The organism is Pseudochrobactrum sp. XF203 (genome assembly GCF_020341615.1).
In the GTDB taxonomy this organism is placed as follows: domain Bacteria; phylum Pseudomonadota; class Alphaproteobacteria; order Rhizobiales; family Rhizobiaceae; genus Pseudochrobactrum; species Pseudochrobactrum saccharolyticum.
Genome location: NZ_CP084393.1, coordinates 157,338 through 173,947, shown reverse-complemented (window position 1 = coordinate 173,947; position 16,610 = coordinate 157,338). Strand labels below are relative to the sequence as shown.

At 50.7% G+C, this 16,610-nt stretch carries 14 protein-coding genes; 6 read left to right on the top strand and 8 right to left on the bottom strand.

Going from position 1 to position 16,610, the window contains the following annotated elements; all coding sequences use genetic code 11:
* The first annotated feature begins 42 nt into the window (after positions 1 to 42).
* The 5 genes from LDL70_RS16630 (at position 43) to LDL70_RS16610 (ending at position 4,202) form a co-directional block, all read left to right on the top strand.
* The gene (locus LDL70_RS16630; RefSeq protein WP_225689119.1) at positions 43 to 984 is read left to right on the top strand and encodes a LysR substrate-binding domain-containing protein; all 942 of its coding nucleotides are present in this window, start codon (positions 43 to 45) and stop codon (positions 982 to 984) included.
* 302 nt (positions 985 to 1,286) lie between these two features.
* The gene (locus LDL70_RS16625; protein WP_225689117.1) at positions 1,287 to 2,057 is read left to right on the top strand and encodes an amino acid ABC transporter ATP-binding protein; all 771 of its coding nucleotides are present in this window, start codon (positions 1,287 to 1,289) and stop codon (positions 2,055 to 2,057) included.
* Positions 2,057 to 2,698, top strand: coding sequence for an amino acid ABC transporter permease (locus tag LDL70_RS16620; protein ID WP_075656878.1), 642 nt, complete (start codon positions 2,057 to 2,059; stop codon positions 2,696 to 2,698). The genes LDL70_RS16625 and LDL70_RS16620 overlap by 1 nt, the downstream gene beginning before the upstream one ends.
* The gene (locus tag LDL70_RS16615; protein WP_370637864.1) at positions 2,698 to 3,348 is read left to right on the top strand and encodes an amino acid ABC transporter permease; all 651 of its coding nucleotides are present in this window, start codon (positions 2,698 to 2,700) and stop codon (positions 3,346 to 3,348) included. The genes LDL70_RS16620 and LDL70_RS16615 overlap by 1 nt, the downstream gene beginning before the upstream one ends.
* A 23-nt stretch (positions 3,349 to 3,371) precedes the next feature.
* Entirely contained in the window at positions 3,372 to 4,202 is an 831-nt protein-coding gene (locus LDL70_RS16610; protein WP_225689115.1) for an ABC transporter substrate-binding protein, read from the top strand.
* Positions 4,203 to 4,278: 76 nt separating this feature from the next.
* Here LDL70_RS16610 and LDL70_RS16605 read toward each other — a convergent pair whose 3' ends face one another.
* From LDL70_RS16605 to LDL70_RS16580, 6 genes are all read right to left on the bottom strand, one after another.
* Entirely contained in the window at positions 4,279 to 5,037 is a 759-nt protein-coding gene (locus LDL70_RS16605) for an SURF1 family protein (RefSeq protein ID WP_225689113.1), read from the bottom strand.
* A 228-nt stretch (positions 5,038 to 5,265) separates the two neighbouring features.
* The gene (gene repC / locus LDL70_RS16600) at positions 5,266 to 6,504 is read right to left on the bottom strand and encodes a plasmid replication protein RepC (RefSeq protein WP_225689111.1); all 1,239 of its coding nucleotides are present in this window, start codon (positions 6,502 to 6,504) and stop codon (positions 5,266 to 5,268) included.
* A gap of 330 nt (positions 6,505 to 6,834) precedes the next feature.
* Positions 6,835 to 7,920 (bottom strand): plasmid partitioning protein RepB, encoded by a 1,086-nt coding sequence (gene repB / locus LDL70_RS16595; protein WP_225689109.1) that lies wholly within the window; start codon positions 7,918 to 7,920, stop codon positions 6,835 to 6,837.
* Positions 7,917 to 9,179, bottom strand: coding sequence for a plasmid partitioning protein RepA (gene repA / locus LDL70_RS16590; RefSeq protein ID WP_370637863.1), 1,263 nt, complete (start codon positions 9,177 to 9,179; stop codon positions 7,917 to 7,919). Before repA ends, repB begins: the two co-directional genes overlap by 4 nt.
* A 444-nt stretch (positions 9,180 to 9,623) precedes the next feature.
* Positions 9,624 to 10,226 carry a YigZ family protein gene (locus tag LDL70_RS16585; RefSeq protein ID WP_225689107.1) on the bottom strand — a complete coding sequence of 201 codons (603 nt, stop codon included), beginning with the start codon at positions 10,224 to 10,226 and terminating at the stop codon, positions 9,624 to 9,626.
* Between the two features lie 109 nt (positions 10,227 to 10,335).
* On the bottom strand, positions 10,336 to 10,974 hold the full coding sequence (locus LDL70_RS16580; RefSeq protein ID WP_075656872.1) for a TetR/AcrR family transcriptional regulator: 639 nt from the start codon (positions 10,972 to 10,974) through the stop codon (positions 10,336 to 10,338).
* 153 nt (positions 10,975 to 11,127) lie between these two features.
* Between LDL70_RS16580 and LDL70_RS16575 the strand changes: the two genes are divergently transcribed.
* On the top strand, positions 11,128 to 13,164 hold the full coding sequence (locus LDL70_RS16575; protein ID WP_225689105.1) for an NADH:flavin oxidoreductase: 2,037 nt from the start codon (positions 11,128 to 11,130) through the stop codon (positions 13,162 to 13,164).
* Positions 13,165 to 13,270: 106 nt separating this feature from the next.
* On the opposite strand, the gene LDL70_RS16570 is transcribed toward LDL70_RS16575, so the two are convergent.
* Both LDL70_RS16570 and LDL70_RS16565 read right to left on the bottom strand, forming a co-directional pair.
* Positions 13,271 to 14,959: a thiamine pyrophosphate-binding protein gene (locus LDL70_RS16570; RefSeq protein ID WP_225689103.1), complete on the bottom strand. Its 1,689-nt coding sequence runs from the start codon at positions 14,957 to 14,959 to the stop codon at positions 13,271 to 13,273.
* A 335-nt stretch (positions 14,960 to 15,294) separates the two neighbouring features.
* The gene (locus LDL70_RS16565) at positions 15,295 to 16,542 is read right to left on the bottom strand and encodes an O-antigen ligase (RefSeq protein WP_225689101.1); all 1,248 of its coding nucleotides are present in this window, start codon (positions 16,540 to 16,542) and stop codon (positions 15,295 to 15,297) included.
* Positions 16,543 to 16,610 lie beyond the last annotated feature (68 nt).

Genomic DNA, 16,610 nt, shown 5'->3' with positions numbered 1-16,610 from the left:
ATCAGGTCGTTATAAACATGGTCACAGACCATGAATGACAGGGTGCCACGCCTCCCCCCGCTCAATGCTTTACGCGTCTTTCATGCGGTGATGCGCTATCGCAGTTTCCGCAAGGCGGCTGACGAATTATTTGTCAGCCCGCAAGCCGTCAGCCAGCAGATTAAACTGCTGGAAGACACATTAGGGATCATGCTGTTTGACCGTAAAGGCCGCATGGTTGACCCGACAGAACAGGCCATTCTGCTCGCGCATTTTGTGCAGGCCGGTTTTGACGAATTTTCTGAGGGTGTGCGTCGCGTCACCAAGACCGGCCACCGCAACCGTATTAATGTCAATGCCAGCCCCTATTTTGCCACCCGCTATCTGATGGATCGCCTTGAGCAATTCCGCACCACAATGCCCGGCGTGGTATTGCAGCTTACTACCATGGTAGAAATCCCTGATTTTTCCCGCGATGATATCGACGTTTCCGTGCAATGGGGCTTCGGCGAGTGGACAGAATTCGACCAGACATTGCTGGTGCGTGACCCGAAAATTATCTGCTGTGCACCGGCGCTCGCACATCGGGTGCGGAAACCGGAAGATCTGCTGAGCATGACTTTGCTGCATCCGGTGCTGGCCACCAATCTATGGCAAAAAGTACTGCGTCATCTGGATTTGCAAGATATTGAAGCCAAAGGCGATGTGCAGTTTCAGGATGCCGCCACCATGCGCCGTGCTACACTGGCTGGTATGGGGATGGGGCTGGTTTCGGCCATTGATGCTATGGATGATTTGCGTCAGGGGCGGCTGATTGCACCGCTCGGCATTGATGCTCTTAGCACCATGAAAGAAGAAGATATTCCGGGTTTTTATCTGGTTGTGCCGCGCGGCTACCGGCGTGTGAAAACCATTGCGGCTTTTTGCGACTGGATCAAAGGCGAAGACTGGTCAGCCATGCTGCGCCGTGAAATGACCATCGGCGACATGCCTTACGATATATAAGTAAGCCCTCAGATTATCTTGCGTCTGCACCTGTCAGCCTGCTCTTTTCGCAAGCGGCTGCGTGCTGAAACACGCCCGTTTTCTGCAAAATTTCCACCTGAATATATCATCAAGAAAATCTTGTCGTTTAGCCACTTTTCTTGATTTGGTACGCGCGTCCGACGCGGCAAACTGCTCTCAGCACGGGACGGTGTAAACAATTGCAAAATAAATAAACAGCTTTGCCAGCACGCCGCCGTCCTGCGGGGAAACATATTTCAGTGCCGCTCAGATTTTATCCGGCGGCGGTGACGGAAAAGGCAATGCAGCAGACACAAAATAACATTAAGCCACTGGTGCGCGTGGAAGCGCTTGAAAAGAGCTTCGGAGCTCTCACAGTACTCAATCGTGTGAGTTTAAGCGTTAATCCGGGCGGTGTATTGGCTATTATCGGGCCCAGCGGCTCCGGTAAAAGCACATTGCTGCGCTGTCTGAATTATCTGGAAGTGCCGGATAAAGGTCGCATCACACTCGGTGATATGGAACTTGTTGCCGAGAAACATCCGTCCCAAAAGCAAATTCTCGATCTGCGCCGTTCGGCAGGCATGGTGTTTCAGTCCTTCAACCTGTTTCCGCATATGAATGTGCTGGAAAATGTGTCGCTCGCACAGAAACGCGTTCTCGGCCGTTCGCAGCAGGAAGCCAATGAGCGTTCTATTGAACTCCTCAAACGCGTGGGACTGGACTCCAAGGCTGCCGAATATCCGCATCGCTGCTCCGGCGGCCAGCAGCAGCGTATCGCCATTGCCCGTGCGCTGGCATTGAACCCGAAAATCATGCTGTTCGATGAGCCGACCTCGGCACTTGATCCGGAACTCGGATTAGAGGTTCTCGCGGTCATGCGTGAGCTGGCGCAAGACGGTATGACAATGATTGTCGTCACTCATGAAATGCATTTTGCCGAGAGCGTTTCCGACCATGTGATGATTATGGCAGACGGCAACATCATTGAATCCGGTATCAGCAAAGACGTTATGCGTGATCCGCAGACTGAACGCGCACGCCGGTTTCTGCATGCTGTGAGAGATCGCTGATGCAGGATATTATCTTTAATATTATCAGAGGCTTGCCTGCGACAATCGCTTTAACAGCCGCAGCACTGATGATCGGGCTTATTCTCGGTGTACCGCTGATGCTGGCACGTATTTCCCGTCATAACTGGCTGCGCTACTCAGCCATGGCGCTGATTACTTTTGTGCGCAGCATTCCGCCGATTGTCTGGCTGTTTGTGATCTTTTTCGGGCTTGGCAGCGGTTATTTCCGTGTTGCCCCCTTCCCTGCGGCCGCAGCCGGTCTCGGTCTGATTGCTTCAGCCTATATGGCGGAGATTTATCGCGGCGCGCTTCTCTCCATTCATCGTGGTCAATGGGAAGGCGCTGCCGCTCTGGGTATGCATCCGGTGCGGATGTGGATTGACGTGATCATGCCGCAGCTTATCCGCGTCGCCCTGCCGGCAATGGCAACCTATGCCATCGGTCTTTTGAAAGATTCTGCAATTGCCTCGACAATCGGCGTTTCTGAAATGACCTTCTATGCCAATCAGTCCTCTATGGCGACCTATCGCGGGCTTGAAGTCTTCAGCTTTGTCGCCCTGCTCTATATCGCGCTCAGCCTGCCGGTTGCGTGGATGTCACGCGGTATTGATGCGCGTATGCGAAAGAAGGTGTCCCGATGATCCCGGTTTTGGCGGAACAATTCCATAACTGGCTACCGCAAATGCTCAGCGGCCTGCGGATCAGCCTGATTGTCACCGGAATGAGCCTGCTGATCGGCATCCCGCTGGGCTTTTTTCTGTCGCTCGGCGTAATGTCCAAGACAAAACCAACCCGCTGGGCTGCACTGACACTGGTTGAAGTGGGCCGTGGCGCACCGTCTCTGGTTCTGCTGCAATTTGCCTATTTCGGCCTGCCTTCTGCCGGTCTGACGCTGACCTCCTGGTCGGCCAGTATTGTAGCTCTGAGCTGGACAACCGGTGCTTATACCAGTGAGATCATCCGTGCCGGTCTGCAATCTGTCCCCGCTGGACAGCGTGAGGCAGCTCAGGCAATCGGTCTGACACCGCTGGATATGATGCGCTTTATCGTTGTGCCGCAAGGCCTGCGTATCGCTATTCCGGCTCTGCTCGGCTTTGCGATCCTGATTTTTCAGACCACATCCTTGTGTTTTGCCATTGCGCTGCCGGAGCTGACAGCCCGCGCCTATGAAATTGGAACCAATACATTCCAATATCTGCCAGCCCTGATCCTGGCTGGTCTTCTCTATCTGCTCATTTGCATTCCGGCGACGCTGATTGTCGGCGTCATCGAAGCCCGTGCGCAGCATTAAATAAGCAACAAAAAGGGGAAATCATGAATAAGTTTTTTACACTCACACTGGCTGCCGGTCTTAGCAGCACTTTTCTGGCAGGCGCTGCTTTTGCACAGGATTGCACGCCGCAGCATAAAATCACCACTGTTGAAGCCGGTTATCTGACGATTGCAGCACCGACTTTCCCGCCTTTCTCCATTCCTAAAGGCGAAAGCGATCTCAGCGGTGTGGATGGTGAAATCGTCAAGGAAATCGCTGCCAAAGAATGCCTGAAAATCAAAATCGCACCGGTTGAATATGCAACAGCCATTCCGTTTGTTGTTTCAGGTCGTGCAGATATTGCCATCGGCAATTATTACCGCACCGATGAGCGGCAGAAAGTGGTCAATCTTTCCGCTCCGCTCTATCTCGATCAGATGGGGCTTTATTCCAAAGAAGGTGTGACCACTGTTGGCCAGCTTGAAGGCCGCAATGTCGGAACCGTACAGGGCTATCTCTGGGTCAATGAGCTGAAAGCCATTCTCGGCGATAAACTCAGCCTCTATAACAACTATGTTGCGCTTTATCAGGATCTGGAAGCCGGACGTATCGAGATCGCAATTGACGGCGTTGCCGTTGGTACTGCCGCGCAGCAAGGCGGTGCGCTGAAAGATGTTCAGATTAAAGTTTCAGAAAAAGACGAGCGCGTACAAAGCTCTGTCTATCCGGCACAGGCCGGTCTGCCGCTTTCCAAAAACAATCCGGATCTGCTCGCTGCCGCCGATGATGTGGTTAAAGAGCTGCATAAATCCGGTCGCATGGTCGAAATTCTCAAAGAATACGGCCTGTCTGAGAGCGCTGCAGATGTCGGTGAAGCCCGCCTGATCAAGTAACAGGTTTTATTGATGGCTCCCCTGCTTTATTGTTGGCGGGGGAGTTTTATTTAACTAATTGATATTATTATATAATTTAATCATCATCTTCCGATTTCGGTTTGCCTTCATACCGGATCAGGAACACGGCCATGCCGAACACCATCAATGCCAGTGAAAACCACGTCAGTGCATAAACCAGATGATTATCTGCAAATTTTACTACGGTCAGCCCGCCTTCCGGCCGGTCAGCACGGTTTTGGGCGCCATTCGCATCAATGAAGTAATCCGGCACATTCTTCACATCGGCATGTTTGGCAAAAGCCTCAATATCGCGGGCATACCAGATATTTTTTTCCGGTTCATTCTGGCGCAAGAAAAAGCCTTTCGGCTCTGTCAGGCGTAGCAGGCCGGTGACTGTTGTTTCGCCTTCAATCTGACCGTTTGTGCGGTTCTCAGGATCGCGCTTGGCACTTGCAACATAACCGCGATTGATAAAGACGGTCTCGCCGTTATCGCGCAGAAAAGGTGTGACAATCCAATAGCCTGAACCCCGCTCGGTCAGTGCACCGACTGCGATTTCCTTATCATTAAGATAATGACCGGAGAGCGTCACAGCACGATATTCATAAGCTTTCTTATCAGCATTTTGCCAGGCATTGATATCAGGTGCGGAAACAGGGCTTGCATTGATATTTTGCTCGACGCGGGCGATCAGGTCATGTTTCCAGCTCAGTCGTTTGACCTGCCAGAGACCAAGAGCACTTAGTCCAGTGATTAGCAGACCGGCAATCAGAGAAATCAGCATAATTTTATTGCGTTTTGAACCGGATGAATGGGGCTGAATTTCTGCCATGAACTTAATCTCTTTTTGCCTTAGATGCTGCACATCGTGTCTATGCCTTATCCGTAGTCAGGCAAATCAGAATTTACATTACGCACAATTGTTTGAACGCGTTGCTGTCATAAAAAGCGACTATGTCGGTACAATGACCTTCACTCAGAGCATTTCACAAGCAAGTCAGGTCAACTTGGACAGGTTGTGATAATGCGACAAACAAAGGATTCAGTTTGAAATAGACGCTTAGTGCCTTGTATTGGATAGGGCGCGCAGTGCGGGTTTTACGCAATATTGGCCGTGTTCTGCCTGCTGGGTTAATTTTCGCAAATATCCGCCAGCCGATCGGATCTTATCAGAGCGTTCAAGGATTGCTGCAAGTGTAATCGCTGCATTGATCTCTCCCATAATTTCACAAGCCTTTTGCCATGCAGAAGCGGTAATTCCGAGCATCGGACGAATATGCCCTGCTGTAAGGATTAAATCACGCCATTGATGAATACCATGCTGTGCGTAATGGTTGATTTGCGGACAATGTTGTAAAATTTCCTGAAGATCAGGTGTTGATGTATGAGTTTGCACTTTAGAGTCATGCTGCAAATTTTTTGATATTGGCTCTGGTTTAATGTTTTCGCGATTTTGTACTTGTTTATTATCAAAAGATTCTATGTTTGAATTCTGAATGTGGTGCTCATTTTCGCATACATTGCCGCTCGTTTTTTGTTCTGAAACCTTTGAAAGATAAAGATTTTCCACGTTTTTGCGCAAAATGCTCAAAGCCTGTTCGCGTTTACCCAGATTTTCCAGCGTGCCATTGCGCTCAACGCGACCGGAAAGTGCCTGTAACTGATCATAAAGAGCATTCCAGTCCTCTGCTCTCCCCTCATTGAGGGCGGCCAGAATGGTTTTGGAAATATCGCGGAGATGAATGGTAATATTGAAACGCAATTGCTGACGGATACGTGCCTGTTCACGCAATTCACTTGCATGGGTTTCAATTTCTGAGGCTTTAAATGTCAGCGGTGACAGATCAAAACCAAAGGCCATGGTAATTTCACCATTGCTGTCGCGGCGCACAAAACGCTTACCATTGGGGCTGTCACGGCGCAAAATGAAACCAAGTTCAACGAGAATGGCAATATGACGACGGATTGTCGGTTCGGACATTCCGCGCAGGCGCATGGAAAGTTCGTGATTGGACGGAAAGACGATCAGCGCGACACGGCTGTCGAGAATTTTATCGGGATAAAAACTCAGCAGAGCTTCGAGCACGGCAATGGTGCGCGAAGACAGCTGATAGGCTTCACGGGCTTCTGTTAAAGCACGCAACAGCTTCCAGCGATCAATGCTGTGATGATCCTGTTCAGTTTCACTCTGTTTCTGACGCACTTCTTTCTGTTGTTGACGAAGTTTCTCGTAACTCAGAAAATGCGCAGCATTCATCATTCGCCCGCCAAACGGGGACGTCGCAAAATGCTCAGTCATTTGTTACCTCATTTGAGGCAAGCAAAAACACTGCCGGAACATTGCCGACTCTTGACTTTTGATCGCGAAAGTGATTCTCTCTAATTGCTACATCGAAAGAGGGCTTCCGGTTCGGTAACGTTCAGGGGGCCTTTTTTCTTGCCGTTTTTTCCTATCTGTTAAAACTGGCTCTGTCGTTTTCGGGGCTTTTGATCTGGTAGCGCCCTTCTCACTCCATAAACCGTGTGGTTCCTTCATTTATGCTGTTGATAATTTCAGTCTGTTATTTCTGAAATTATTTGTAACGCCTGATACGCATTACTAACGCGCAGAGAGAAGACGGGAATAGATTTATCCGTTTTTCTTCTGCTGAAATTGTTCATAAAGTTCAGCCATTTCACCGGCGAGATATTCCGCAAAACCTTCCGCATCGTGGCGTTGCAGATCAAACTGCGCCCTGCCCTGCTGTAACCGTAACAGGCCAAGGCTCTCGCCATTGCGTGTTTGCAGCTTCTGTTCTGCAGGTTTGTTTATTTCCGGCTTCTCTGTTGCGGTGAGCTTCTGGAGCAAATGCTGAAAGCGTAGATCAGTTTCCGCATCTTTGAAGTCGCTGTCAGTGATAATACGCTGAGCCTGTTTGAGCTGCAGCTTATCACGCAGAACATCTGCTAATTGCATCCAGCGCGGTCTTCCGACTTTTGGTGCTGGCCCAATCGCACGGATAATCTGTTCAGGAATAGCTGCTGCCACTTGCAGGAAACGTGTCATTTCTGCCTTATGCAGCGACAGAGCATCCTGAACAGTGGAGCGTTCAAAACCACGCTCAATCAAAGCCTGAGCAAATAAAGCACGCTCAATGAAAGAAAGATCACGGCGTTCGCTGTTTTCTTTACCCTGCGCAAGAACGAGCTCTGCATCGGTAAGAGGCTTGATAAGGGCTTTTACCGGTAATCCAAGCCGCGCAGCGGCACGCATACGGCGGTGACCATAGGCGGCCTGAAAACGTCCCGCCTGATCGGGATGCGGGCGTACCAGAATTGGCACTTGCTGGCCATGCTGATGCAGGCTTTGCACCAGAGCCAGAAATTCCGGATCATCGGTTTCCTGACGGGTCAGACGATCTTCAACGAAGGAACCGTCAATCAGCGAAGCATCAAGTTCAACAACCTGATCGCCTTTGGCGAGGCTTTCAGAGAGTTGTTTAGCACTTTCCAGCTCTCGGGACATATCGGCCAAGGACAGCCCCATAGCCTTGACGGCGCCGGAACGGCTGGCTGAAGGACGGATCAGCTGATCGGGTGTTTTCTCCGGTACTGATGCCGGAGCCTCAGCCTGTGATGATGAGACTGAAACTTCAGGAGCTTGTGGCTCTGTTGCTGCCGGTAAGGGCGCGCCGAACAAAGCCTTTAACTGATTTTTGCGGCTTGAGCTGTTCATGCCTTACCTCCCCTCGCCGGACGGTTCCAGGCGGAATGGATCAGTGCTTCGATCTCGCCGTTGACAGCTGTCAACGACTCCATCGCCCTGTCATAAGTGACACGACTGAAATTCTCGCGGCCAACTTCATAAAGTGTCTGTTTGGTCAGACCTGCGTCGGAAACGGCGGTTGATTTAACCATGGGTGCTGTGAGTACACGATCGCCGAACTGCGCGCGCAGGAAACCTGCAATCTGTGCTTGCGGGCCGTCATTTGGTTCATAACGGGTAATCAGATAGCGCAGGAAGTCGAAATTCAGCGATCCGCCGGCTTCACGTACAACCGAGAGCAGGTCGGATGTCATGAACAAGAACTGGCTCATGGAAGCGACATCAAGCATCTGCGGATGCACGGTTACAATCACTGATGTTGCTGCGCATAAAGCTGACAAGGTCAGGAAACCGAGTTGCGGCGGGCAGTCCAGAACAACAACATCATAATCATCTGCGACCGATTGCAAAGCAGCCTGAACACGGGTGAAGAACATATCCGCGGCAGGGCCGCGACGCTCTGCCAGAACACGCGGCGTGGTATGTTCAAATTCCTGCAGTTCCAGATTGCCCGGCACAAGATCGAGCCCGTCAAAATAGGTTTTACGGATAATATCACGCAGAGGGCGCTGTGCCTCATCGTAACGGATAGCACCATAGAGCGTATCATTGCCGCTCAGATCCAGTTCCGGCTGATAACCGAACAAGGCCGACATAGATGCCTGCGGATCGAGATCAACGGCCAAAACGCGCAGGCCGGACAGAGCCAGATGCTGCGCCAGATGGGTGGTGGTTGTGGTTTTCCCCGAGCCGCCCTTGAAATTGGTGACAGCAATGACTTGCAGATGCTCGCCGCGTTCTTCATCGCGCCATGGCAGATAGTTGCGATTTTTATTGGCATTTTGCTCGGTCAGCAAATGACGCAGCGCATTAATATCTTCCAGAGTATAGAGACGGCGTCCGCCGGAGCCGGTTTCCGGCTGCGGACCTTCACCGGCAATGGACAGCTGTCGCAGATAGCTGTCGGAAACGCCAATAAGCTTGGCCGCTTCACTGCTGCTGAATTTGCGCAGGATCTTGTTCGACGCCGGGGCAAACAGACGTTCGCGCATGGCCTGTAATTGCGCAGATAAAAGCTCGGCATCCGCTGCGATTGTACGGTCTGCCGCCAAAGGTGCATTTGCAGCCTTGTTTGTGGTTGCTAAATGCTGCTGTGCATCAGCAACAATATCTGCCCAATTCGTCGTCAATTTATCCAACCTTTATGCGCATTGGCCGCGTATAGTCGTAAACCACTGCTTTTCTTTGTCCATCATGCTACGATTCGGACAAAATTACTAATCTGTTAACGCAAGTGCTTAAATCAACACTGGAAAACGCAAATAACAGATGCAGTGGCGAGTAACGGTAAACCGGCAAGATTTTGTAATTTTTCGTTAGAAGAGTGTAAAATCCTGCAGGGAAAGTCAAATTATTTATAGTTAACGGATATTAACCGCTCTGCAACGCATTCTTGCAATCAAAAACTGATGCCGGTGATAGTGCGTAGGTGGTGCGCTCTCTGTTCGGAGATGCTCTGTGTGACTGGCGTGAGGATGGTGTGAGTTTGCAGGGCTCATCAATCTGTATCTGATCGTGATCCGGTTGACAGCTGTCAACACTGCTTGCCGGTTTCAGAAACTCAGATCTTCTGCCTTGTCCGCAATCTGAATTCTGCCTGCCGTTATATCTGTGAGCATACGTAGCACAGCGTCTTTTTGTTGTGACGGAATTTCCAGACGCAAATCGGCGCCGGTATTATGAAAATCTTCCGATGCGATTGTCAGATGTTCGACCCCAGCAAGGCGCGCTTTTATCAAAGCGAGCTCAGAAAAATGTGCACGGATAAAACTTGTCTGGGTCGGAATAAGTTCAACCAGTTCCGAAGCGCGCAGGCATAAGGCTGCGGTGCCGCCATAGGCACGGATCAGGCCACCGCTGCCTAGCAATGTTCCGCCAAACCATCGGGTGACCAGCACCACAACATTGTCGAGTTCCAAACCGTCAATGGCTTGCAGGATCGGTTTGCCCGCTGTGCCGCTTGGCTCACCATCATCATTGAAGCGATAATTTTGCCCCATACGCCACGCCCAGCAATTATGATTGGCATCATTATAGGATTCACGGACGATAAAATCTTTGGCAGCTTCTTCATCAGCGACGGGAAGTGCAATGGCAAGAAAACGGCTTCGTTTGATTTCCTGCTCAAAAACTTCTCGTTTTGCTAGCGTAAACATGGCGTCTCAATTTCTGCGGATGAATGCTGTCTGACAATATCCATTGTTTTAAAGCGCATGAATATCGTGAATGTTCTGATAGCAGATAATGTCCGCAGCACCAAATGCATCACGAATGATGCCGGTAGGAATGACGCTGATGAAATTGCTCAAGCTCGCGGGCAGAGGGCAGGGTACCGGAAAATATTGCCACATAAGAAGGCACTCGCTGCATTCGTGTTGTCACATCCTCATTTGTATTGAGGCTGATATAGCCGATCTGGGTCAGATAGAGTGCTCTTGAACGGACATCTGCCAGCAGAGGCTCACAACCGTGGCGGATAAACATAGATCGTATAGCTTCAAGACGGGTAGCGTCAGCCTCATTTAAAGCCTGCGCAACCGCAGGAGACTGTACACCCCAACTGCGTACGGCATGTTCGAAGCTGCTGTCGAAAACCGTGCGGTCAAGCCAGCAGTCAAACAAATTGAGGGTGGCTTCGCTCAGGCTTTGTGCATCTGTACCGGCCTGCCGGAGCAGGGCTGTGGTATTTTTTTCCTGCCAAAGCTGTAACAGCGCATCAAGCAATGCATCACGGTCTTTAAAGAACCAGTAGAAACTGGTGCGTGATAATTTCAGCATTTTGGCCAGTGTCAGAATCCGGACATTGTCGATACCGCTTTCCAATAATACCTGATAGGCGGCATCCAGCCAGAGTTCCTTTGAGCCACGCCAGCCGCTCTCACCGTCATTATCAATCGCGGACATATATAATCCTTTTAAAATTATTATTATAATTCAGATGTTTAAGTTCACTAAAGGGGTGCATCTTAACCTGACTGCGATAAAATGTACACTGCTGTATATAAAATTGACAGTATTGTACATTTTAATTAGGCTTCCTCAAAAAAGGGGAATGCAATGAATAATGATCCGCTCTTACAGTCTTATCAGCTTAAACATCTGCGGCTTCGCAACCGTATTATCACAACATCCCACGAGCCTGCTTATCCGGAAGACGGCATGCCGAAAGATGCCTATCGTGCTTATCATGTGGAGCGCGCTAAGGCTGGTGTGGCGCTGACCATGACTGCCGGTTCGGCAACGGTCTCGCGCGATAGTCCGCCGGTTTTCAATAATGTGCTCGCCTATAAGGATGAGGTGGTGCCGTGGATGAAAGCGCTGGCAGACGAATGTCATGAATATGGTGCAGCGGTAATGATCCAGCTCACCCATCTCGGCCGCCGTACCCGTTGGGACAAAGGCGACTGGTTGCCAGCTGTCACCTCGTCTCACGAGCGGGAAGGGGCGCACCGCGCTTTTCCGAAACGTCTTGAAGACTGGGACATTGAGCGGATTATCAAGGATTTTGGCGATGCGGCAGAGCGTATGCAGGCGGCCGGTCTCGACGGGATAGAGTTGCAGGCCTATGGCCATCTGATCCAGCAATTCTGGTCACCGGTGACCAATGATCTCGATAATGCCTATGGCGGTTCGCTGGACAACCGGTTGCGCTTTACCTTTGATGTGCTGACAGAAATCCGCAAACGGGTGGGGCCGGAATTTATTGTCGGTATCCGTTATACCGGAGATGAAATGATGGAAGGCGGCCATGATAAGGAGGAGGGGATCGAAATTTCCCGCCGTCTTAAAGACAGTGGTATGATTGACTTTCTGAATGTGGTGCGCGGCCATATTGATACTGATCCGGCAATGACAGACCTTATTCCTATTCAGGGAATGGCTAATTCACCACATCTGGATTTTGCCGGTGAAATTCGCGCGGCTACCAATTTTCCGACTTTCCATGCGGCGAAGATACCGGATGTGGCAACAGCCCGCCATGCCATTGCCTCCGGCAAGCTCGATATGGTGGGAATGACCCGCGCGCATATGACAGATCCGCATATTGTGCGTAAAATAATTGAGGGAAGAGAAGAAGATATCCGCCCTTGTGTTGGTGCGAATTATTGCCTCGACCGGATTTATCAGGGCGGTGCCGCCTATTGCATTCATAATCCGGCGACAGGGCGTGAATTGACCATGCCGCATGTGATCAGCAAAGCACCGGTCAAAAAGAAGGTTGTGATTGTCGGTGCGGGGCCTGCCGGTATGGAGGCAGCCCGTGTTGCCGGTGAACGCGGCCATGAGGTGGTGGTTTTTGAAGCCGCGGACAGGGCAGGCGGGCAAATCCGTCTCACCGCACAATCACCACGCCGTCGTGAGATGATCAGCATTATCGACTGGCGTATGGCACAATGCGAACGCTTTGGCGTGCAATTCCGTTTCAATACATGGGCAGAGCAGGCGGAAATTGATGCTGAAAGCCCTGATGTCGTGATTATTGCCACCGGTGGTATGCCGCATGTTGAAATGCTTCCCGAGGGCAACGATCTCGTTGTTTCTGCATGGGATATTCTCTCCGGTGATGTCAAAGCGGGCAGCAATGTGCTGATTTTTGACGATGCGGGCGACCATGCGGCTCTGCAGGCGGCAGAAGTGTTGGCAAAAGCAGGGGCAAAAGTTGAAGTCATGACCCCGGACCGGAGTTTCGCGCCGGAAATCATGGCAATGAACCTTGTGCCCTATATGCGCAGCCTGCAGAAAGACGGGGTAACTTTCACCGTGACCTATCGTCTTGATAAAGTCACCCGAAACGGTAACAGCCTCACTGCGCATATCGGCAGCGATTATGGCGGTGTAGACAAACAACAGGATCACGATCAGATCGTGATTAATCACGGCACAAGACCGCTGGATGATCTGTATTTTGAACTCAAGCCGCAGTCCAGAAATCTCGGTGCGGTCAATTATGATGATCTGATCGCCGGGCAGGCACAGCAGGTGAATAAAAATGAGAGCGGCCGCTATCAGCTTTATCGTATCGGCGATGCTGTTGCCGCGCGTAATACCCATGCAGCGATTTATGATGCGCTGCGTCTGATGAAAGATATCTAGCCCTTAAACAGGGGAGGGCTTTGATAAAAAATGCCCTTAAAAAAATTACCCCCTCCCCTTCCGGTCAGAAGGGGAGGGGGTAATTATTAAGCCGGATAAAGACAGATCAGCCTTTTTGAGCAGCCAGAGCCTGCTCACGCATCGCGCTCAGGCTCATTTTCGGTGTAATCGCTTCCTGATCGATGCGGATTTCAATCAGAGCAGGTTTGCCTGAAGCTACGCAGCGTTCAAAAGCCGGTACAAATTCGTCTGTTACTGCAACTGTTTCACCATGCAGGCCATAGGCTTGTGCCAGCGCTGCAAAATCCGGATTAGCGAGACCGGTGCCGGAAACACGACCCGGATAGGTGCGTTCCTGATGCATACGGATGGTGCCATACATGCCGTTATTGACGACGATAAACACGACCCGGGCATCATATTGCATCGCTGTTGCCAGTTCCTGACCATTCATCAGGAAGCAGCCGTCACCGGCAAAAGCAATGACAGTGCGGTCACGGTCGGTCAGTTTGGCAGCAATCGCTGCCGGCACACCATAGCCCATGGAGCCGTTGGTTGCGCCGAGCTGGGTGCGGAAGGTCTTGTACTGATAAAAACGATGCGGCCATGCAGTGTAGTTACCGGCACCGGTGGTCATAATCGTATCTTCAGGCAGATTTGCACGCATCCACTGCATGATTTCGCCCATCTGCACATCACCCGGAATTGGCGCATGTTGCAGATTATCGTTGTAATTCTTGTTCAGCTCGGCTGTCCAGGATGCCCATTTATCAGAACCGATCTTGCCAAGACCGCGCAATTGCTTGGCAAAAGCAGCCATTGTCGCATTGATCGGCAGGGTAGGGTAATAGACGCGTCCCAGTTCTTCCGCGCCGCTATGCACATGGATCAGTTTCTGGTTTGGCACCGGAATATTGACCATTGTATAGCCGGCACTTGTCATTTCCCCGATCCGCGCGCCGATCACAATCAGCAGATCACTGTCTTTAATGCTTTGCAGCAGTTTCGGGCTTGCGGATGTGCCAAGCTCGCCGGCATAATTAGCCAGCGCATTATTATAGAGATCCTGACAGCGGAATGATGTGGCAACAGGCAGATTATTCGCAACGCAGAAGGCTTCCGCATCAGCCACAGCCTGTTTATTCCAGCCGCTGCCGCCGAGCATGACTACAGGGCGCTCTGCTTGCTTCAGCAGATCAGCCAGTTCCTGCAATTGCTCTGTACCGGCAGAGATTTCGACCTTTTTATGTGCCGGCACGTCAGCAACACTGGCATGAGCTGTCAGCATATCTTCCGGCAGTGCCACAACAACAGGACCCGGACGACCATTCACTGCGCGATGAAATGCCTGAGATACCAGTTCCGGAATACGGGCAACATCATCAATCTGCACAACCCATTTGGCCATCTGGCCGAACATGCGGCGATAATCCACTTCCTGAAAGGCTTCGCGCTCAACCTGATCGCTGGCAACCTGTCCGATAAACAGGATCATCGGGGTGGAATCCTGAAATGCCGTATGCACACCCACAGATGCGTTGGTTGCACCCGGTCCGCGGGTGACAAAAGCAATCCCCGGCTTGCCGGTGAGCTTGCCATAGGCTTCCGCCATGTAAGTCGCACCGCCCTCCTGACGGCAGACAATCAGCTCAATATCCTCTTTTGCATCATGCAATGCATCCAGAGCCGCCAGATAGCTTTCACCCGGTACGCAGAAAGCTCTGTCCACGCCATTGATGCGCAAAGCATCAATCAGGATCTCTCCGCCTGTCCGGTGATTATTTTTATGATTCATAGCCGACATTTCCTCAATAATGTTCGCCTGCAGTGACTGTAACCGCACCGGTATCCCCCCGGATAACCTTGTTTGCGGTTAACTGCCGTCCGGAGCATAGCGTGCTCCGGTTTTGTTTTGCATGCCGGTGCCGAATAACCATGGTCCGGTTTTTCGCAGCATGCCCCTAATCCGTCTCCCACGGATATAAGATCACAGAAATACAGTTTGAAAATTGAGCTTAGTCAACAACAAGCACAATCATTTGTGATGAATAGTAATCACATTGTGCTGCTTATTCATCATTTGGCCGGAGAGCGGCTGCAAAATGACGGATGAAGCGGAAATTTAGCGATTTAACGGGCTTTGACGCGTGCATGAAGGCGCAGGGCAAAAACCGCGGCCAGCAGTGAAAACCAGACCTGTCCGCGCGGGGCAAAGAACGGCGATTCCAGAGAGGCATAGAGCATCATAAAGACCCAGATGCGCAGATACATGACTGCGAGTGCCGGATCATTGCCGGATTTCTGGGAACGATGATAATCCAGAAGCGGACAGAACAGCATCCAGACAATGAAAAGCGTGATGCCGATCAGCCCTGTTGTCATCATCAGGTTAATATAACCGTTATGCGCATGACCGGCTCTTGATGCCCAGGTCTCTATCTCATAGCCGCCATTGATCAAATGGGACATATTCCAGAATGTATCAAAGCCGAAACCGACCCACGGATGCGCACGCAATTGCTCCAGTGCGAATTTCCAAATTTCGGTGCGCCCTGTAAATGTCGGATCCGAAATCAGGCCTGTAACAAAATCCTGCACAGGCAGGCTCACAACCGTGCCGACCGTGAGCAGCAGCATCAGCCCGACAGGTATGATCGCAGCGAGATATTGCAACGGCAGCAATCGCACAAAGCGAATAATCTCGGCCACGAGAAGAGCGATAACAATCAGACCGATAGAGGTTTTATTGTTTGAAAAAATCAGGAAAATCGTGGCCAGAACAATATTCAGAGCCGGTATCAGATAATCATCTTTACGCAGCAGATACAGATTATAGATGATCAGTACGATCATCGCAGGTCCTGCAATATTCTTATGAGAGAAATGCCCGCGCCACGAACCGGCATTAATCAGTTCCAGCACCTCAGCTTCATTATGAATGGAGACTTCCGGCATGAATATCACGCCGAAATAAGACAATCCCAGAATGAACAGGCTTAGATATTTCAACATGCGCTGAAAATGCTGCTGGTTTTCAGGCAGAATGACCCAAGCCATGGCGGTCACAATCACCGTTATACTGTAGACATAACGGCGGAAGGATATACCGGAATAATCAGACGTGAAGACTGTAATGAACTGCCAGAACAGCAGGATAATCAGCAATGGCGACAGCATTTTGAGGGCAATTTGCCAATTTGCCAGCAAATAAAGCGCAGAGATAAAGAACAGTGACAAAGACACAAGCTGCTGGAGCGCATTGCCCTGTTCCTGTGCGAGAAGCACCGACGGATCACGTAAATCCATAAAAGGTGTCAGCGTGACCCAGAACAAAAGAAAAATCAGTACAAACAGGAGCGTCTTACCTGTCCGGTTCACTAATTTTTCCTTTCAAAATCATTATCTATTTAAATAGCACTAATATAGTTCATTCTGAACTTATTTCA

Coding starts and splice junctions, on each gene's coding strand:
- LDL70_RS16585 (WP_225689107.1), bottom strand. CDS start 10,226: ATGTTTACGCTAGCAAAACGAGAAGTTTTTGAGCAGGAAATCAAACGA.
- LDL70_RS16570 (WP_225689103.1), bottom strand. CDS start 14,959: ATGAATCATAAAAATAATCACCGGACAGGCGGAGAGATCCTGATTGAT.
- repC (WP_225689111.1), bottom strand. CDS start 6,504: ATGACTGAGCATTTTGCGACGTCCCCGTTTGGCGGGCGAATGATGAAT.
- repB (WP_225689109.1), bottom strand. CDS start 7,920: ATGAACAGCTCAAGCCGCAAAAATCAGTTAAAGGCTTTGTTCGGCGCG.
- LDL70_RS16610 (WP_225689115.1), top strand. CDS start 3,372: ATGAATAAGTTTTTTACACTCACACTGGCTGCCGGTCTTAGCAGCACT.
- LDL70_RS16575 (WP_225689105.1), top strand. CDS start 11,128: ATGAATAATGATCCGCTCTTACAGTCTTATCAGCTTAAACATCTGCGG.
- LDL70_RS16605 (WP_225689113.1), bottom strand. CDS start 5,037: ATGGCAGAAATTCAGCCCCATTCATCCGGTTCAAAACGCAATAAAATT.
- LDL70_RS16620 (WP_075656878.1), top strand. CDS start 2,057: ATGCAGGATATTATCTTTAATATTATCAGAGGCTTGCCTGCGACAATC.
- LDL70_RS16625 (WP_225689117.1), top strand. CDS start 1,287: ATGCAGCAGACACAAAATAACATTAAGCCACTGGTGCGCGTGGAAGCG.
- LDL70_RS16580 (WP_075656872.1), bottom strand. CDS start 10,974: ATGTCCGCGATTGATAATGACGGTGAGAGCGGCTGGCGTGGCTCAAAG.